Annotated in this window: 14 protein-coding genes and 1 tRNA gene; 11 read left to right on the top strand and 4 right to left on the bottom strand. The window is 58.8% G+C overall.

What is annotated here, in order from left to right:
- The first annotated feature begins 11 nt into the window (after positions 1-11).
- The 6 genes from infB (at position 12) to RHP74_RS04415 (ending at position 6914) form a co-directional block, all read left to right on the top strand.
- Positions 12-2540 (top strand): translation initiation factor IF-2, encoded by a 2529-nt coding sequence (gene infB, locus RHP74_RS04390; RefSeq protein ID WP_010463483.1) that lies wholly within the window; start codon positions 12-14, stop codon positions 2538-2540.
- Between the two features lie 159 nt (positions 2541-2699).
- The gene (gene rbfA, locus RHP74_RS04395; protein WP_007942872.1) at positions 2700-3101 is read left to right on the top strand and encodes a 30S ribosome-binding factor RbfA; all 402 of its coding nucleotides are present in this window, start codon (positions 2700-2702) and stop codon (positions 3099-3101) included.
- 3 nt (positions 3102-3104) lie between these two features.
- A complete protein-coding gene (truB, locus tag RHP74_RS04400; protein ID WP_034148331.1) occupies positions 3105-4022 on the top strand; it encodes a tRNA pseudouridine(55) synthase TruB in 918 nt (305 codons plus the stop codon).
- A gap of 117 nt (positions 4023-4139) precedes the next feature.
- Positions 4140-4409, top strand: coding sequence for a 30S ribosomal protein S15 (gene rpsO / locus RHP74_RS04405; protein ID WP_003176135.1), 270 nt, complete (start codon positions 4140-4142; stop codon positions 4407-4409).
- A gap of 195 nt (positions 4410-4604) precedes the next feature.
- Entirely contained in the window at positions 4605-6710 is a 2106-nt protein-coding gene (gene pnp / locus RHP74_RS04410; protein ID WP_010463478.1) for a polyribonucleotide nucleotidyltransferase, read from the top strand.
- A gap of 128 nt (positions 6711-6838) precedes the next feature.
- Positions 6839-6914 (top strand) — tRNA-Thr (locus tag RHP74_RS04415).
- Between the two features lie 11 nt (positions 6915-6925).
- On the opposite strand, the gene RHP74_RS04420 is transcribed toward RHP74_RS04415, so the two are convergent.
- A complete protein-coding gene (locus tag RHP74_RS04420; RefSeq protein WP_311098033.1) occupies positions 6926-7960 on the bottom strand; it encodes a hypothetical protein in 1035 nt (344 codons plus the stop codon).
- Positions 7961-8275: 315 nt separating this feature from the next.
- Here RHP74_RS04420 and RHP74_RS04425 point away from each other — a divergent pair, with 315 nt between their 5' ends.
- Entirely contained in the window at positions 8276-8581 is a 306-nt protein-coding gene (locus RHP74_RS04425) for a DUF6388 family protein (protein ID WP_077747454.1), read from the top strand.
- 83 nt (positions 8582-8664) lie between these two features.
- Here the strand turns inward: RHP74_RS04425 and nadC are convergent, their stop codons facing one another.
- A complete protein-coding gene (nadC, locus tag RHP74_RS04430) occupies positions 8665-9513 on the bottom strand; it encodes a carboxylating nicotinate-nucleotide diphosphorylase (protein WP_010463472.1) in 849 nt (282 codons plus the stop codon).
- Between the two features lie 283 nt (positions 9514-9796).
- Here nadC and RHP74_RS04435 point away from each other — a divergent pair, with 283 nt between their 5' ends.
- From RHP74_RS04435 to RHP74_RS31355, 4 genes are all read left to right on the top strand, one after another.
- Positions 9797-12004, top strand: coding sequence for a DUF1631 domain-containing protein (locus RHP74_RS04435; protein ID WP_311098036.1), 2208 nt, complete (start codon positions 9797-9799; stop codon positions 12002-12004).
- A 64-nt stretch (positions 12005-12068) separates the two neighbouring features.
- Entirely contained in the window at positions 12069-12644 is a 576-nt protein-coding gene (ampD, locus tag RHP74_RS04440; RefSeq protein ID WP_311098039.1) for a 1,6-anhydro-N-acetylmuramyl-L-alanine amidase AmpD, read from the top strand.
- The gene (gene ampE / locus RHP74_RS04445) at positions 12641-13477 is read left to right on the top strand and encodes a regulatory signaling modulator protein AmpE (RefSeq protein WP_010463467.1); all 837 of its coding nucleotides are present in this window, start codon (positions 12641-12643) and stop codon (positions 13475-13477) included. The genes ampD and ampE overlap by 4 nt, the downstream gene beginning before the upstream one ends.
- A gap of 1635 nt (positions 13478-15112) precedes the next feature.
- Positions 15113-15817 carry a methyl-accepting chemotaxis protein gene (locus RHP74_RS31355; protein ID WP_371857853.1) on the top strand — a complete coding sequence of 235 codons (705 nt, stop codon included), beginning with the start codon at positions 15113-15115 and terminating at the stop codon, positions 15815-15817.
- Positions 15818-15865: 48 nt separating this feature from the next.
- On the opposite strand, the gene RHP74_RS04455 is transcribed toward RHP74_RS31355, so the two are convergent.
- Together RHP74_RS04455 and cra are read right to left on the bottom strand one after the other, a co-directional pair.
- Positions 15866-16642: a TatD family hydrolase gene (locus RHP74_RS04455; protein WP_010463463.1), complete on the bottom strand. Its 777-nt coding sequence runs from the start codon at positions 16640-16642 to the stop codon at positions 15866-15868.
- A gap of 3 nt (positions 16643-16645) precedes the next feature.
- On the bottom strand, positions 16646-17641 hold the full coding sequence (gene cra / locus RHP74_RS04460) for a catabolite repressor/activator (RefSeq protein ID WP_010463461.1): 996 nt from the start codon (positions 17639-17641) through the stop codon (positions 16646-16648).
- Positions 17642-17740 lie beyond the last annotated feature (99 nt).

Genomic DNA, 17740 nt, shown 5'->3' on the forward strand with positions numbered 1-17740 from the left:
GAGAGAAGTGCATGACGCAAGTCACGGTGAAACAACTGGCCGATGAGGTCAAAACACCGGTAGAGCGCCTGTTGCAGCAGATGCGTGAGGCAGGTCTGCCGCACACCGCCGCCGATGAAGGTGTGAGCGATAGTGAGAAGCAGTCTTTGCTGACTCACTTGAAGAGCAGCCACAAGGCGAAAGTGGAAGAACCGCGCAAGATCACGCTGCAGCGCAAAACCACCAGCACCCTGCGTGTTGCTGGCAGCAAAAGCATCAGCGTTGAAGTGCGTAAGAAGAAAGTCTTCGTACAGCGCAGCCCGGAAGAAATTGAAGCCGAGCGCAAACGCGAACTGGAAGAACGCCGCGCAGTAGAAAATGCTGCTCGTCAGAAGGCTGAAGAAGAAGCCAAGCGTCGCGCCGAAGAAGAAGCGCGTCGCCAGCCTGCTGCTGCGCAATCCGCTACTAACGACGCCGTTGCAGCCCCTGCTGCAGTTGCCGAGCCAGTACGCGAAAGCGCGCCGGTTGTAGCCGCTGCTCCAGCACCGTCTGCTGACGTTCGCAACAAGCAGAACGAACAGCGCCGTCCGGACAAACCACGCGCCGACGATAACAATCGTCGTGGCAGTGGCGATGGTGAGCGCAAAAACGCTCCGCATCGTGCTTCGGTTAAAGAGAAAGCGCCTGCTCCACGCGTTGCCCCACGTACTACCGACGAAGAAAGCGATGGCTTCCGTCGTGGTGGTCGCGGCAAGGCCAAGCTGAAGAAACGCAACGCCCACGGTTTCCAGAGCCCAACCGGCCCTGTCGTGCGTGATGTGCAGATCGGCGAGACCATCACTGTTGGCGATCTCGCCAATCAGATGTCGGTCAAGGCTGCTGAAATCATCAAGTTCATGTTCAAACTGGGTACGCCAGCGACCATCAACCAGGTGCTTGATCAGGAAACTGCTCAACTGGTAGCCGAAGAACTGGGCCACAAAGTGACCCTGGTCAGCGACACCGCCCTGGAAGATTCCCTGGCCGAGTCCCTGAAGTTTGAAGGTGAGACGTTCTCCCGTGCGCCAGTCGTGACCGTAATGGGCCACGTTGACCACGGTAAGACGTCGCTGCTCGACTATATCCGTCGTGCCAAGGTAGCTGCTGGCGAAGCCGGCGGTATCACCCAGCACATCGGTGCGTACCACGTTGAAACTGATCGCGGCATGGTCACTTTCCTCGATACCCCGGGTCACGCCGCGTTTACCGCAATGCGTGCCCGTGGTGCCAAGGCGACTGACATCGTGATCCTGGTGGTTGCAGCGGACGACGGCGTAATGCCGCAGACCATTGAAGCGGTCCAGCACGCCAAGGCTGCCGGTGTTCCACTGGTTGTTGCAGTGAACAAAATCGACAAGCCGGGCGCTGATCTCGATCGCATCCGTAGCGAGCTGTCGGTTCACGGCGTGACTTCGGAAGAGTGGGGCGGCGACACCCCGTTCGTATCGGTTTCGGCGAAAGTCGGTACTGGCGTGGACGAGTTGCTCGAAGCTGTTCTGCTGCAAGCCGAAGTTCTGGAACTGAAAGCGACGCCTTCGGCTCCTGGCCGTGGTGTGGTGGTTGAATCGCGTCTCGACAAAGGTCGTGGCCCGGTTGCAACCGTTCTGGTTCAAGACGGTACCCTGCGCCAAGGCGACATGGTCCTGGTCGGTTCGAACTATGGCCGTGTACGCGCCATGCTCGACGAGAACGGCAAGCCGATCAAAGAAGCCGGTCCTTCCATCCCAGTCGAGATCCTCGGCCTGGACGGTACCCCGGACGCTGGCGATGAGATGAGCGTGCTGTCGGACGAGAAGAAAGCCCGTGAAGTGGCTCTGTTCCGTCAAGGCAAGTTCCGCGAAGTCAAACTGGCTCGCGCTCACGCCGGCAAGCTGGAAAACATCTTCGAAAACATGGGTCAGGCAGAGAAGAAGACGCTCAACATCGTCCTCAAATCCGACGTCCGTGGTTCGCTGGAAGCGTTGAACGGTGCCTTGAACGGCCTGGGTAACGACGAAGTGCAAGTGCGTGTTGTCGGTGGCGGCGTCGGTGGTATCACCGAGTCCGACGCTAACCTGGCACTGGCCTCCAACGCTGTACTGTTTGGCTTCAACGTGCGTGCCGATGCTGGCGCTCGCAAGATCGTCGAGCAGGAAGGTCTGGATATGCGTTACTACAACGTGATCTACGACATCATCGAAGACGTCAAGAAAGCCCTCACCGGTATGCTGGGCAGCGATGTTCGCGAGAACATCCTGGGTACCGCTGAAGTGCGTGACGTGTTCCGTTCGCCGAAGTTTGGCGCGATCGCCGGTTGCATGGTTATCGAAGGTGTTGTTCACCGTAACCGTCCAATCCGTGTACTGCGTGAAGACATCGTTATCTTCGAAGGCGAGCTGGAATCCCTGCGCCGCTTCAAGGATGACGCTTCCGAAGTACGTGCCGGCATGGAATGCGGTATCGGCGTGAAGAGCTACAACGACGTCAAAGTCGGTGACAAGATCGAAGTCTTCGAGAAGGTTCAGGTTGCTCGCAGCCTCTAACTCGCGCACTTCAAGGGCCACGCCAAGCCGCCGCATGCAAATGCGCGGCGCAGCGTCAGGACTCTAAACGCAACGCCCGGTCTGGCTTTTGTCAGGCCGGGCGTTTGCCGCTTTCAGACCCCTCGGGTTTCACCGTGGGGCAGTAACAGGTAACAAGACATGGCAAAAGAATACAGCCGTACCCAACGTATCGGCGATCAGATGCAGCGTGAGCTGGCACAGCTGATCCGTCGTGAAGTCAAAGACCCGCGCGTCGGTCTGGTCACCATTACCGCTGTTGAAGTCAGCCGTGACGTCGGTCACGCCAAGATCTTCATCACCGTGATGGGCCAGGACAACGCCGAAGACATCGCGCAAAGCATCAAGGTGCTCAACTCAGCCGCCGGTTTCCTGCGCATGCAGTTGGCTCGTGAAATGAAGTTGCGCAGCGTTCCGCAGTTGCACTTCCACTACGACGAAAGCGTCGTGCGTGGCGCGCACCTGTCGGCCCTGATCGAGCGTGCGGTGGCTGAAGACAATCAGCACCCGGTAGCGGCTGAACCCGAAGACGCCAAGGAGTAATCGGTGGCTCAGGTCAAACGTATCCGTCGTAACGTCAGCGGTATCATTCTGCTCGACAAGCCATTGGGGTTCACCTCTAACGCCGCGTTGCAGAAGGTTCGCTGGCTGCTGAACGCCGAGAAAGCCGGTCACACCGGCAGTCTCGATCCGCTGGCCACCGGCGTGTTGCCGTTGTGCTTCGGTGAGGCCACCAAGTTCTCGCAATACCTGCTCGATTCCGACAAGGGTTACGAAACCCTGGCGCAACTGGGCAAGACCACCACCACGGCCGATGCCGAGGGTGAAGTTTTGCAGGAGCGTCCGGTGACCGTTGGTCGCGCAGATGTCGAAGCTGTTCTGCCGAAATTTCGCGGGCAAATCAGTCAGATACCGCCGATGTACTCGGCGCTCAAGCGTGATGGCCAGCCGCTGTACAAGCTGGCCCGTGCAGGCGAAGTAGTGGAGCGTGAACCGCGTTCTGTTACTATTGCGCGCTTGGAATTGCTGGCCTTTGAAGGTGATACTGCGCGGCTTGCGGTGGATTGCAGCAAAGGCACCTATATTCGCACCCTGGTGGAGGATATCGGTGAGCAACTCGGTTGTGGCGCTTACGTGGCTGAATTGCGACGTACCCAGGCCGGGCCTTTCACGCTGGCGCAGACGGTCACGCTTGAAGAGTTGGAAGCGGTACATGCCGAAGGCGGCAACGAAGCGGTCGACCGCTTCCTGATGCCATCGGACAGCGGCCTTCTGGATTGGCCACTGTTGCAGTTCTCGGAGCACAGTTCGTTCTACTGGCTTAACGGCCAACCGGTACGAGCCCCGGATGCACCGAAGTTCGGCATGGTACGGGTACAGGATCACAACGGTCGCTTCATCGGTATCGGTGAAGTGAGCGAAGACGGGCGCATCGCGCCACGTCGACTGATTCGGTCAGAATGACCGGACGAGGGTGGCTGTTAACAGGCACGGTCACTACTCATTTTTAGATACAGGGATTTGTCCCTGGCCTGTTGAAGCTGTTTCTTTGAAACAGTTTCCTGATAAAAGGATTGCCTCATGGCTCTCGACGTTCAAGAAAAAGCTCAAATCGTAGCTGACTACCAGCAAGCTGTTGGTGACACTGGTTCGCCAGAAGTGCAAGTTGCACTGCTGACCCACAACATCAACAAGCTGCAAGGTCACTTCAAGGCCAACGGTAAAGACCACCACTCCCGTCGTGGTCTGATCCGCATGGTTAACCAGCGTCGTAAGCTGCTGGACTACCTGAAAGGCAAGGATCTGGGTCGTTATCAGGCTCTGATCGGTCGCCTGGGTCTGCGTCGCTAATAAGCGATTGCGCTAGAGGTTGGTTGTCTGTCGTGCGCCAGTGGGTTTCCCGCTGGCACATGGCAGGCTCCCAGCCTCAAGTTTTATCTGGATAGTCGTTTTACCCTGGACAGGCGTTGGGCCGATTCCCGACATTGCCCAAGAATTTCGCAAGAAGACAAGTTCCCCAAGAGCCACAAAAGAAGGTAGGACACCGTGAACCCGGTAATCAAAAAATTCCAGTTCGGTCAGTCGACCGTTACCCTCGAGACTGGCCGTATCGCCCGTCAGGCCTCCGGCGCAGTATTGGTCACCGTTGACGACGACGTCAGCGTGTTGGTGACTGTGGTCGGCGCCAAGCAAGCCGATCCAGGCAAGGGCTTCTTCCCTCTGTCTGTTCACTACCAGGAAAAGACTTACGCTGCCGGTAAGATCCCTGGCGGTTTCTTCAAGCGTGAAGGCCGTCCTTCCGAGAAAGAAACCCTGACTTCCCGACTGATCGACCGTCCGATCCGTCCGCTGTTCCCAGAAGGCTTCATGAACGAAGTGCAGGTTGTCTGCACCGTCGTTTCCACCAGCAAGAAAACCGATCCGGACATCGCTGCGATGATCGGTACCTCGGCTGCGTTGGCTATCTCCGGTATTCCTTTCGATGGCCCGATCGGCGCTGCCCGCGTTGCATTCCACGAAAGCACTGGCTACCTGCTGAACCCGACTTACGAACAACAGAAAGCTTCGAGCCTGGACATGGTCGTTGCCGGTACTTCGGAAGCCGTGTTGATGGTTGAATCGGAAGCCAAAGAGCTGACCGAAGACCAGATGCTGGGCGCGGTACTGTTTGCTCACGACGAGTTCCAGGTGGTGATCAACGCCGTCAAGGAACTGGCCGCCGAAGCTGCCAAGCCGACCTGGACCTGGGCTCCACAGCCAGAAGCCACTGCTCTGCTGGGCGCTATCCGTGCCGAGTTCGGCGACGCGATCTCCCAGGCTTACACCATCACCATCAAGGCCGACCGTTACGCTCGCCTGGGTGAGCTGAAAGACCAGGTGGTTGCCAAGCTGTCCGGTGAAGAAGGCCAGCCTTCGTCCAGCGAAGTCAAAGCCGCTTTCGGCGAAATCGAATACCGCACCGTTCGCGAAAACATCGTAAACGGCAAGCCACGTATCGACGGTCGCGACACCAAGACCGTACGTCCTTTGAACATCGAAGTCGGTGTTCTGCCAAAGACTCACGGTTCGGCGCTGTTCACCCGTGGCGAAACCCAGGCGCTGGTTGTTGCAACACTGGGCACCGCCCGTGACGCACAGCTGCTGGACACCCTGGAAGGCGAGAAAAAAGACCCGTTCATGCTGCACTACAACTTCCCTCCGTTCTCGGTAGGTGAGTGTGGTCGCATGGGTGGCGCTGGTCGTCGCGAAATCGGTCACGGCCGTCTGGCCCGTCGTTCGATTGCAGCCATGCTGCCTGCTGCCGACGTGTTCCCTTACACCATTCGTGTTGTGTCGGAAATCACCGAATCCAACGGTTCGAGCTCGATGGCTTCCGTTTGCGGCGCTTCCCTGGCTCTGATGGACGCCGGCGTTCCGATGAAGGCACCGGTTGCCGGTATCGCCATGGGTCTGGTTAAAGAAGGCGAGAAGTTCGCCGTCCTGACCGACATCCTGGGTGACGAAGACCACCTCGGCGACATGGACTTCAAAGTAGCCGGTACCGCCAAAGGTGTTACCGCGCTGCAGATGGACATCAAGATCAAAGGCATCACCGAAGAAATCATGGAAATCGCTCTGGGCCAAGCCCTGGAAGCGCGCCTGAACATCCTCGGTCAGATGAACCAGATCATTGGTCAGTCTCGCACCGAACTGTCGGAAAATGCTCCGACCATGATCGCGATGAAAATCGACACCGACAAAATCCGTGATGTCATCGGTAAAGGCGGCGCGACCATTCGTGCGATCTGTGAAGAGACCAAGGCTTCGATCGACATCGAAGACGACGGCTCGATCAAGATCTTCGGCGAAACCAAGGAAGCGGCTGAAGCAGCACGTCAGCGCGTTCTGGGCATCACCGCAGAAGCTGAAATCGGCAAGATCTACGTTGGTAAGGTTGAGCGCATCGTCGACTTCGGCGCATTCGTCAACATCCTGCCTGGCAAGGACGGTCTGGTACACATCTCGATGCTGAGCGATGCTCGCGTTGAGAAAGTGACCGACATCCTGAAAGAAGGCCAGGAAGTGGAAGTACTGGTACTGGACGTGGACAACCGCGGCCGTATCAAACTGTCCATCAAAGACGTAGCAGCGGCCAAGGCTTCGGGCGTTTAATCACCCCCGCTTGATTGCTTCAACGTTATAAAAAATGCCCCGCAGTGAAAGCTGCGGGGCATTTTTTTGTCTGTGAAACAGGGTGTGAAGTTGCTGGCTTTCGAACCCGGTGCTAGGTTTAGCCCACCGCCCGTGTAGCTCAGCCGGTAGAGCAGCGCACTCGTAACGCGAAGGTCGCAGGTTCGATTCCTGTCTCGGGCACCATTCCCCCCCTGTTATTTCACCTTTCTGCTCAAATCTTCCACGGTGCGTTTCAGCTGATCCAGTTGGTTGTCCTGATCGCTGACTTCCCGCTTAAGGCTGGACAGGTCGCTGGAGCTCGAGCTGGAACTCGATCCGGCGCTGCGCTTGAGGTCTTCCACCTGGCTGGCAAGCCTTTTCAAGTCGTTTTCCTGTTCATTGACGGTACGCTTGAGGTCGTTCATTTCGCTGGAGCTTGAACTTGAACTGGAGTTCGAGCCGCCGCTGCTGCGCTTCAGATCGTCCATCTGACTGGCGAGCTTTTTCAGGCCGTTGTCCTGTTCGCTGACCGCGCGTTTCAGATCACTCACTTCGCTGGAGCTTGAGCTTGAGCTGAAATTCGAGCTGCTGCTGCGCTTCAGATCGTCCATCTGACTGGCGAGCTTTTTCAGTCCGTTGTCCTGTTCGCTGACCGTCCGCTTGAGGTCGTTGACTTCGCTGGAACTGGAGCTGGAATTCGAGCTGCTGTTACGTTTGAGCTCGTCCACGGCCTTGGCAAGGTTGACCAAACCGGTGTTCTGTTCGCTGACCGTGCGTTTCAGGTCGTTCACTTCGCTGGCGCTGGAACTGGAGCTCGAACCACTGTTGCGTTTGAACTCGTCCATGGCCTTGGCGAGGTTTTTCAGCGCCGTGTCCTGATCACTGACGGTGCGCTTGAGTTTATCCACTTCGCTGGCAGTCGAATTCGAACCGGACACCGTGTTCTTTTTCAACTCTTCGATGAGCCGCGCCTGTGCAGTGACGGTTTTCTTCAGCTCTTCCAGATCAGCCGTACTGGTTTTAACAACTCTTTGTAATGTTTCCACCTCCTCGATACTGACGTCGGATCTGACCATCACGTTTGTGCCGTAATAGTTGTGGAAAACGAGGAATTTATCGGAGGAATTAGCGCTGTCAGGTTTGTACTCCAGACCGGCTTGAGCGGTATTGGGCAGTGCCAGGCTGCCGAGAAGAAGGGCCGCCATGCCGGTTGCAAACAGGGTAGATGGAAGCTTGGGAAAATTGCGCATCACCGATTCCTTGTGAAGTGCCTATATGGCACATCGCTATGACTTTACCTTTTGAACGTTGTTCCTGGGTAGCGAGGGAAAATTTTCAGAAAGGCCGATCAACGGTTTTTTTGTAGATTTGATGTAAAAGTCCATATAAATCGTCGACCAAACGTCCTATATTCGGACGTTGCACACGTACCACTTCTGCAGTTTTCAGATGATCCCCGAATGGTTCTGAAGGCCAGACAAACCGGGCTTCACACGGTTTTTTGCGTCAGAGAGATCCTTGATGATCCAGATCCATCTTCCATTCCCCAGATCAGCGAGAACGCCATGACCGTTAAAGAATTGACCCAAGAAGCCAGACACGAAGAAGCGCTTAAAAAGTACCTGCTTGAATCACCCCAGCTAGCGGAAGAGATCAAGGACCTGCCCGCCGACGATCAGAAAGACCAGATCCAGTGGGCGTTCGAGGATGAGGCGGAGTCCCAGGGCTTGCAGCCATGGGAACTGACGCTCAAGTACACCTCGACCCCTGAAGAGTTCGAGGCTGCGCGCCTGGTGCTGCACAAGGAGGCGGCCGAGGTGTTAGGGGTCGAGTGGGAAGAGTACTGCGAGATGAACAATCTGGTGGTTTGAGAGCAGCTTCAGGCTTCAAGCGGTAAGCTGCAAGTAAAAGCAAAACTGCTTGAAACTTGGAGCTTGCCGCTCGAAGCTGCGTTTTAGAGGCTTAAGCGCATCGACAGGTCGACAGCCTTCACATCCTTGGTCATCGCACCAATCGAAATGTAATCCACCCCGGTTTCGGCGATCGGCAGCAGCGTGTTTTCGTTGATACCACCGCTGGCTTCCAGTTTCGCCTTGCCCGCGTTCAGGCGCACGGCTTCACGCATGTCATCCAGGCTCAACTCATCGAGCATGATGATGTCGGCACCCGCCGCCAGGGCTTCTTTCAATTCCGCCAGGCTTTCCACTTCAATCTCGACCGGCTTGCCCGGGGCGATCTTGTGCGCGGCGTTGATGGCCTCAGGAATGCCACCGCAGGCGGCGATGTGGTTTTCCTTGATCAGGAAGGCGTCGTACAGGCCGATGCGGTGGTTGTGGCAACCGCCGCAGGTCACGGCGTACTTCTGCGCCAGACGCAGCCCTGGCAGAGTTTTACGGGTGTCGAGCAGCTTCACCTGGGTCTCGGCGACAAAATCCGCCAGGTATTGCGCGCGCGTGGCCACGCCCGAGAGCAATTGCAGGAAATTCAGTGCGCAGCGTTCGCCGGTCAGCAGCGAGCGTGCCGGGCCCTCGAGGTGAAACAGCGCCTGATTGGGTTTCACCCGTTCGCCGTCACGCACCTGCCAGTGCACCGCGACCCGTGGATCGAGTTGCCGGAAAACGGCATCGACCCATGCGGTGCCGGCAATGACCGCGGCGTCGCGGGTGATGATGGTGGCTTTTGCCAGGCGTTCGGCCGGGATCAGCTGTGCGGTGATGTCGCCGCTGCCGATGTCTTCGAGCAACGCACGGCGCACGTTGGCTTCGATTTCGGCGGTCAAATCGGCGAGACGTAGATTCGGCATAACGGGCTCCACAAACAAAGTGGCCCGATTATAGGGCCATGGCGCGAGGCAACCCAAGGCATCAGAGGCGTTCCCCTCACCTGCAAACCTGCATTTGGTCGATTCCCTTGAATCATCGGCGCTAAGTCAACGTCTTTCCTATGCGTCTATTTCGATACGAAGCACAGAGTCTGCTGGTACACGGGAGCGCTTTTGCAAGATAATCCGCCTTGCTTTTGACGTCATGGCTTTGACGTTCGTTTGGATACGACTATTCGCAGAATCACCGTTTCAGGAGGCTTGGATGCACAACGACGGGAATGTAGTGCCTTTGCACAAGGCGGCTACCGGTCAGGCGACGCAATCGCCGCTCGCCCGCCTGCCTGTGATTCTGCTTCAGGTTCGCGACAAGGCCACTCAACAGCTCAGGCATGGCTTGCAGGAGCTGTTTGATAACGCCGACGACACGCTGTTCGAAATGGCTGATCGGGCCCGCAGCGATGTCGAGCAGAACCTCTTTTTCGAAGCCATGCGCGACTTGCGACTCAAGCGAAAAAGCATCGAACGCGGTTTTCTCGAACACTTCTGCGAGGCGTTCGTCAGTCTCTCGCAGCACGACAGCGCACAGGCAGCCTTGCCTCAGGCATTGGCGTTTGAAACCGATGCATTGCCCAATGACGATCTGGAACGCAGCGTCGCGGTGGACGCCATGGTCAGCAAAGTGCTGAACCGCGACGGGTTCGCCCTTGACCAACTGACAGCCCGACTCAGTGCGTTGCTGGACAAGGCGCTGGACGATGAGCACAACCCGCTGGGGCCTGCGCGGCTCTGCGAGTATTTCTTGCAGGCCTGGCGCAACCTGGGGGTGGAGATCAAGGTCAAGCTGATCATTCTCAAACTATTTGATCGCTACGTGCTCAGCAGCACTGATCAGCTGTACGCCGAAGCCAATCAACTGCTCATCGCGACCGGCGTGTTGCCCGACCTCAAGCCCGCTCCCACGCGGCGAGCCAGCGATCATGCCGCCGCCAGCGCCTATGCCGAACCGATCGAAGTCGGCATCCACTCGGGCCATGCACCGGTCGACGATGGCGTGCAGGAAGTCTTTGCCGCGTTGCAGGAGCTGCTGCTACACGTGCGCGGCAGTGTCGCGCCGACCCTCGAAGCCAGTGCCCAGACACAGCCCATTTCCACCCGAGACCTGTTGCGCCTGCTCTCGCACTTGCAGCAATACGTGCCGGCGCTGGCGACCCAGGACGACTTCGATCTGCGTAACCAGCTCGAACAGCTGCTAACCCGGGTCAGCGTCAAAAGTGGCAAGTCGCGCGTGGTCGGCGTGGCTGACGAAGACGTGATCAACCTGATCGCCATGCTCTTCGAATGCATCCTTGATGACCGCAACCTGCCTGACTCCCTCAAGGCGCTGATTGGTCGGTTGCAGATTCCGATGCTCAAAGTGGCGGTGCTCGACAAGAGCTTCTTCAGCCGCGCCAGCCACCCGGCCCGGCGTCTGCTCAACGAAATCGCTGCCGCCGCGATGGGCTGGGGGGAGTGCGATGACCACGAGCGTGACAGCCTGTACCTGCGCATCGAGCAAGTGGTCCAGCGCCTGTTGAACGACTTTGTTGACGATCCGGCGATCTTTTCCGAATTGCTGGCGGATTTTCTCGCCTTCACCAGTGATGAGCGCCGCCGCAGCGAACTGCTGGAACAGCGTACCCGTGACGCCGAGGAAGGCCGCGCCAGGACCGAACTGGCTCGCCAGCGTGTCGAGCAGGCGCTGAATCAGGCGTTATTGGGCAAAGTGCTGCCCCAGGCTGTGGTGGTCTTCGTGCAGGAGGCCTGGAGCAAAGTGCTGTTGTTGACCTGCCTCAAACATGGTGATGCGTCGGCGCAATGGCAGGCCGATGTGCAGACTATGGAGCAATTGATCTGGAGCGTGCAGCGCCATGACGAGCCCGATGCCGGCCTGCGTTTGTTGGCGCTGGTGCCCGGGCTACTGAAGGCCTTGCGCGACGGATTGAGCAGCTCGGCGTTCGATCCGTTCGCCACCAGTGAGTTTTTCAGTGAGCTGGAAACCTTGCACGTGCAACGGTTCGAGCGCCCGGGTCAGACGGCTGAACAACCCGTCGACCCGCCGGTTATGGTCGAAGTGCTGCAGCAAATCGTGCTGCACACGGCGGACGAAGGCCTGGCCGATGTGGTGTCTGTGCGGTTGCCGGCGGACGATGCCGGTTTGCTTCAGGTCGATCAACTGCGTCCGGGCTGCTGGGTCGAGTTTCAGGAAGACGATGAAAACACCCTGCGTTGCAAGCTGGCAGCGATCATCGATTCCACCGGCAAATACATCTTTGTCGACCGCACGGGAATGAAAGTGCTGGAGCGCAGCCGCACCGGCCTGGCCCTGGAATTTCGCCGTGGCGCGGTGCGGGCGCTGGACGATACCTTGCTGTTCGACCGGGCCCTGGAGTCGGTGCTGGGCAATCTGCGGCGTCTCAATCGCGGCAAGTGATCGCGCCCCGAGGGCCTATCGCGGCATACTGGGCGCCAACACAGTCGTCGTTGAAGGAACCTGTATGCAGTTGGACCCCGCGAGCGGTTGGTGTCAGGGCGTGCGTGTATGCCGCTCGCCCAACTTCAATGCGCGCCCCTCGGGCGAAATTTCCCTGCTGGTGATCCACAACATCAGCCTGCCGCCAGCGCAGTTCGCCACCGGCAAGGTGCAGGAATTTTTCCAGAATCGTCTGGATGTCACGGAGCATCCCTATTTTGCAGGTATTGCTGACCTGCGGGTGTCTGCGCACTTTCTGATCGAACGTGACGGCACCGTCACTCAGTTTGTCTCTTGTCTTGAGCGCGCCTGGCACGCCGGTGTCTCGAGTTTCGAGGGGCGGGAGACCTGCAACGATTTTTCTGTGGGCATCGAACTTGAGGGCACGGATGATCTTCCGTTCGAGGACGCCCAGTATCAGGCGTTGACGACTCTGACCCGACAACTGCAAAGCACATTTACGGCGATCACGGCGCAACGCATCTGCGGGCATAGCGACATCGCACCGGGGCGCAAGACGGATCCGGGACCCGCGTTCGACTGGGCACGCTACCGCGCCGCCTTGGCAAATGCCGCTTTGGAACAAGAGGAACAACGATGAGTTTTCTGGTGTTGCTGTTGGCCGTCTGGATCGAGAAATTCTCGGCCTTGCGCCATCGGGTCCAACGTGACGGCGGTTGGGTGCGTGAACTGAACAAGCTTGAAGTCAGCCCGCGCCTGATTGATCGGCCATGGCTGGTATTGGTGGTGCTGGTGTTGTTGCCGGTGGCGCTGCTGGGTTTGTTGCTGGTGGTGCTTGAACCGGTGGCCTACGGGTTGCTGGCATTGCCGGTGCACCTGCTGGTGGTGATTTACAGTCTGGGTCGCGGCGATTTGCTGGCTGGCCTGGGACCGTTTCGCGATGCCTGGCGCCGGGAAGACCTGCAAGCCGCCGCCCATGTGGCGAAGCGCGACGTGGACATCTGCGCCGATAGCGGCGAGCAACTGCTTGAGCGGGTCGAAGGGCATTTGCTGTGGGAGGCGTACCAGAGCTTTTTCGCGGTGATTTTCTGGTACTTCGTGCTGGGCCCGGTCGCCGCACTGAGCTACCGGCTGCTGGCGCTGGCTGAAGAGCACGGGCAGAACCCTGCTGTGGTCGAGCGCGCTGCACAGTTGCGTCATGCGTTTGATTGGGTGCCGGTGCGTCTGTTGGCGGCCAGTTTCGCGCTGGTCGGAAATTTTGTCGCGGTCAGCCGCGTCATGCTGCATGAACTGCTGAACTGGAACATCAGCGCTGCCCAGTTGATCGAGAAAGTTGGCCTGGTGGCTGGCGAAATTCCTGCACCGGTCGTCGGACCGGATGGTATCAACAGCCTGGACCGGATCTGGGAATTACTGCTGCGAGCGGCGGTGCTCTGGTATGCAGGTTTTGCGTTGTGGACGGTCCTTCCGTAAACCAACGGCTGTCTTGCGTGAACATCTTTGTGGGGAGGGGGCTTGCTCCCGGGGCGCAGCGTCCTCAAACGGCCAGGCGAATATGTCAGGAAAACCCGCTCGCCTGCATTGCGTCTGCTTCGCAGACGAGCGGGAGCAAGCTCCCTCGCCACAAGATGATCATCGATCTCAAGTCCGGCGATCTGCCGTTAACCTTAAGTTACAAAACCCCCAGCCGATTTAAGCTATACAGGGATAGCGCTGAATAGTGGCTATCTGCCGTCGACCCGCGCCTGCCAATAAAAATAAGAATCAAAAGGGAGACTTCCAGTGAAGAGCTTGCTCTATCCCGCCGTCGCGCTGATGAATCGCCTGAGCTTCGGCATGAAGTTCAGCCTGATCAGTGTGCTGTTCCTCGTGCCGATGCTGGTGACCAACTTCTATCTGGTCCGCGACTCCTATCGTGAATTCCAGGGCACACAAGTCGAGCTGCAAAGCCTCGACCTGCTCGGCAGCAGCCTGACCCTGCGGCGTGATCTGGAAACCCTGAACAACCTGGTGCAAATCAACGTCACCCTTGGCCAGTCCGGCAAGGCCGGAAACGTCGAGACGAAGATCAGCACTCTGGAGCAAAGTGTTCTGGCCCGCCTGCAAGGGCTGACGGCGATGACCACTGATCCGGAGCAGATCACGGTTTTCGATGGCAAGCGCGATGAAATGATCGCGGCGTTCAAGGCCCAGCAAGCGGAAAACTCCCTGCAAAGTAAAAGTGGGATGATCGGCAAGTTGCTCGGCAGCGCGCAGATTTTCAGCCAGATCATTGCCAGTCAAGCCGGCCTCAGCCGCGATACCCAGAGCGACATGCGTCAGCTCAGCGAACTCATTACCAACGTCACTCCGCCTGTGACGCAGATCCTGGGCGACGGCCGGGCGATGGGTTCCTATTCGCTTGGGCAAGGTTTTCTGAATTCGTCGTCGAGCACCCGATTTGATGAGCTGCTGGCGCAGATCGAAAAGCTCCAGGGCGAATACGGTCTGAAGCTCAATGATGCATTGGGTTCCAGCAAAGCGGCGCGTGACACCCTGGCCGCCCAGGCCGAGAGCAGCAAGGCCTCGCTGAAAAAGGCCAGTGAACTGTTCGAAGAACAGGTGGTGATGGCCGACACCCTCGATGCGCCATGGCAGGCCTTTTACGACCAGGTCACCGGCCTGATGGACCAGACCTACCAACTCAACGAAGCCACCCTGGCATTCCTCGGCACCCAGTTGCAGCAGCGACTGGAGCAGAACCGCACCCACATGATCTTGCAGGCCGTGGCGCTGTCGGTGGTGTTTGTGTTGATTTTCTACCTCTACGGCGGCTTCTACGCCTCGACCCGCACCACCCTCAAACGTCTGGGCGCGACGCTGGACAAAGTTGCAGCGGGCGACATGACCGTCACCTTCCGGGCCGAAAGCCGCGATGAGTTGGGCGAGTTGGGCGAGGTGTTCAACGGCACCGTGAAGAAAATCCATGACCTGATCGAGCGCGTAGGCCAGACCGTCAACGAGGTCGAGCGCCAGGCCGGACAAGTCGAAAGTGTCTCTGCCCAAAGCAACCAGGCGGTGGCGGGGCAGCGTTCGCAGATCGAGCAGGTCGCCACGGCCATGAACCAGATGTCTGCCACCTCCCTTGAGGTGGCGCGCAGTGCCGCCGCAGCAGTCAGCAGTGCCCACAGCGTCAACGACGAAACCATCAGCGGTCGCGGCCTGGTGGCGTCCCAGCAGGGCAGCATCGCGCAACTGGCCAGCGAGATCGATCAGTCGGTGCGGGTGGTCAACCAATTGGCCAGCGACAGTCAATCCATCAGCCGCGTGCTGGAAGTGATCAAGAGCATCGCCGAGCAGACCAACCTCTTGGCGCTCAACGCCGCGATCGAAGCCGCTCGGGCCGGTGAGCAAGGGCGTGGTTTTGCGGTGGTGGCCGATGAGGTGCGGACCCTCGCCAAGCGCACTCAGCAATCGACCGAAGAAATCGAGCAGATGATCACCAAGCTCCAGAATGGTGTCGGCGCGGCGGTGAAAGCCATGGGCGTCAGCCATCAGGTGGCCGATGGCACCGTCGGGCAGTCGGAAAAGGTCCAGCAAGCGCTGGAAAACATCCTCGGTGCCGTCGGCATGATCGTCGACCAGAACCAACAGATCGCCGCCGCGGTGGAGCAGCAGACGGCAGTGGCCCACGACATCGACCAGAACATCGTCGAGATCAACCGCGCGGGTGAACGTACCGCCGAAGGGGCGCACCAGACCGAGGATGCCAGTCGAGCATTGTCGGCCCAAGTGTTGGAACTCAAACAACTGATCAGCGCGTTCCGGGTCTGACGACACACAAGGATCAAATGTGGGAGCAGGTTTTTGTGCAGGGCTGATTTACCAGTTGAACAACTCGCAGGCATTGGCCGTGCTTGCGGCCGCCAATCGCTCGGGGCTGATCGCCATGATGCCGGCCAGCGCCGAGCAAATCGCCGGCAGGTGCGCCGGGCTGTTGCGTTGACCGGGAAACATGGCGGGCGCCATGTCCGGTGAATCGGTTTCCAGCACCACTGATTCCAGGGGCAGGTCAGCGAGGACGCGGTGCATGCGCAGCGCCTGCGGCCAGGTCGCGGCGCCGCCCAGGCCCAGTTTGAAACCGAGCTTGATGTATTCGCGCGCCTCTTCCTTGCTGCCGGCGAAGGCATGAATGATGCCCGCGCGTTTCAATCGAAACCGTTTGAGCGTGGCAATCACCGCGGCATGGCTGCGCCGCACATGAATCAGCGCCGGAAGATTGAAGTCCACCGCCAGTTGCAGTTGCGCGTCGAACAAGGCCTGCTGGCGCTCACGGTCGAGGGTTTCGATGAAGTAATCCAGACCGATCTCACCCACGGCACACAATTGCCGATGACCCGCCAGGCGGGTCAGCCAGTCACCGAGTTCGAGTAAATCGTCAGGGCGATGCTGGTCCAGGTACACCGGGTGCAAACCGAGCGCCGCATGCAGGTCGGGGTCGCTCTGCACCAAGTCCCAGACCCGCTGCCAATTACCCTGATAAACCCCCAGCACCACCATTCGCCGTACCCCGAGGGCGCGGCTTTCGGCGAGCAGCGCCGTGCGGTCCTCGTCGAAGTCCGGAAAATCCAGATGAGTGTGGCTGTCAATCAGCTCCACGGTTCAGTCCTGGCGAATACGCTGCTTGAAGGTCCGCGCGATGGCTTGCACGCCGGGTTGGTAGTCGGACTGCTCGATGGCGGCCAGCGCCAGCGCCAGGGCCTTGTCGGCAATCAACTGATGCTGCTGGGCCATGGCGTTGACCGGCAGCGGCAAGAAGTCCAGCAACTGCGTGTCGCCGAAGGTGCCGAGGCGCAGCGGTCGGGTTTTCAGCGGGAAGTCGTGCAAGGCATCGAACACGCCTTGAAGCAGCACGTAAGACGTGGTCACCAGCGCATCCGGCAAATGCCCCAGGCGCTGCAACAATTCCTCCATCAACTGCTTGCCGCACTCACGGCTGAACGATTCGCCGTGCTCGATCAGCACGTCGCCTTTGAACCCGCTTAACGCCTCCTTGAACCCGGCGGCACGTTCCTGGCTGATGCTCAGCTCGGGCCGGGCACCGATCAGCGCGATTTGCTTGGGCAGCGGGTCGAGCAGGCTGCGGGTCAGTTGCAGGCTGGCCTCGCGATCATCGCTGATCACCGAACAGAAATGCTCAGGCTCCATCACCCGGTCGATGGCGATGATCGGAATGCCTTTGGCCTGCAACAGACGATAACTGTCATCACCGGCCGGCAGGCAACTGGCGACGATCAAGGCATCACAGCGCCGGGCGCGGAACAGTTGCAGCAATTGCCGCTCACTGTCCGGCGCATCGTCGGAGCTGGCGATCAGCAATTGATAACCGCGCGCCCGGGCGCCTTGCTCGAGCAGTTTGGCGATTCTTGCGTAACTGGGGTTTTCCAGGTCCGGCAGAATGAAGCCCAAAGTGCGGGTGTGCCGACTGCGCAGCCCCGCCGCCTGAGGGTTGGGCGTGAAGCCATGTTGTTCGACGACCGCACGAACGCGCTCGACGGTGGCACTGCTGATACGTTGCTGCTCGGCCTTGCCATTAATGACATAACTGGCGGTGGTAACGGACACACCGGCCAACTGTGCGATATCACTGAGTTTCAACTCGGGATTTCCTTGTTTGTTCGAGCTTGCCCCGACATTTTCGCCAATCCTACCCGATTCGGGCAGACGACCATTGTCGCAACGCTTCCGACAAGTTGG

The organism is Pseudomonas sp. SG20052 (genome assembly GCF_031766055.1).
Taxonomy (GTDB): Bacteria; Pseudomonadota; Gammaproteobacteria; order Pseudomonadales; family Pseudomonadaceae; genus Aquipseudomonas; species Aquipseudomonas mandelii.